The organism is Kitasatospora sp. NPDC091257 (assembly GCF_044757675.1).
Taxonomy (GTDB): Bacteria; Actinomycetota; Actinomycetes; order Streptomycetales; family Streptomycetaceae; genus Kitasatospora; species Kitasatospora lactacystinica.
In genome coordinates this window covers 1-1,036 of sequence record NZ_JBIVVI010001900.1, presented here as the reverse complement: position 1 = coordinate 1,036, position 1,036 = coordinate 1, and the positions used below count along the sequence as shown (strand labels likewise).

Annotated in this window: 1 protein-coding gene; it reads right to left on the bottom strand. The window is 79.5% G+C overall.

The window, feature by feature from the left end:
* Positions 1 to 18: 18 nt before the first annotated feature.
* Positions 19 to 1,036, bottom strand: a 1,018-nt coding sequence (locus ACIQOV_RS42750) for an NUDIX domain-containing protein (RefSeq protein WP_401056699.1), incomplete at its 5' end; no start/stop codon positions are given.

Here is a 1,036-nt window from a genome sequence, read left to right as displayed (position 1 = left end):
GGCTCCGTCCGGCGGGGCTCACCCCCGGGGCAGGTCCGGCCCGGCGGCCTGCCCGCGCACCAGCTCGGCCGGCCCGCCCGACCGCTCCCGGGCGGCCAGCGCGGCGGCCGTCCGGTCCCAGGACGGGCCGGTCAGCAGCGCCCGTGCCTCGGCCGGATCGCAGAGCCGCCACTCCACCAGCTCCTCCTCCGGCAGCACGATGGAGCCGAGCATCCGCTCCGTCACCGTGCCGCCGTCGAACACGTACACCAGGACGGCGGTGTCCCGGCCGGTCGCCGGGTCCGCCGCCGGGTCGGCCGCCGCACCCGGCTGCCAGTCCAGCGCCAGCAGCGGCCCCGGCTCGGCCTCCCAGCCGAGCTCCTCGCGGATCTCCCGCCGGGCCGCCGCCCGGGGCATCTCCCGGTCCGCCTCGACCCCGCCGCCCGGCAGCGTCCAGTACGGGACCTGCCCGCGCGGCCCGTCCCACGGCCGCAGCCGCACCAGCAGGACCCGGCCGGCGGCATCGGTGAACAGCGCCCGCGCCTTGGCCCGGATGCGCGGCCGGGTGGCGTAGTAGGTCTCCCGGTCCATCGGTGGCTCCGGCCGCTCCTCGGTCTGCGGCGTCAGCCCCGGCGCCGCGGTCAGCCCGGTGTACGCGGGCACCGGCCCGTCGGCGGGTAGCAGCCGGAGCGTGTGCCCGACCGGCCGGCTGTCCTCCAGCTCCAGCGGCCCGTCGTCCCGCAGCGCCAGCAGGCAGGCCGTCACCCGGCGCGACAACCGGGGCGGCAGCGCGTGCCCGGCCTGCTCCGTCGTCAGCCAGGTCCAGCCGCCGACCTCCGCCGCGTCCGGCCGGAACGCCGCCGCCTGCGCCGCCGTCAGCGGCTCGGCCCAGTACAGGTACGCGACGATCGGCAGGTCGCCGTGGCGCAGCAGCGCCCAGTCCACGCAGGCCAGCGGTCCCAGCCGGGGCGTGAAGCCCAGCTCCTCCCGGATCTCCCGCAGGGCGGTCTCCCGGGGCGACCGGTCCGCCGGCTCCCACCCGCCGCCCGGGATCGCC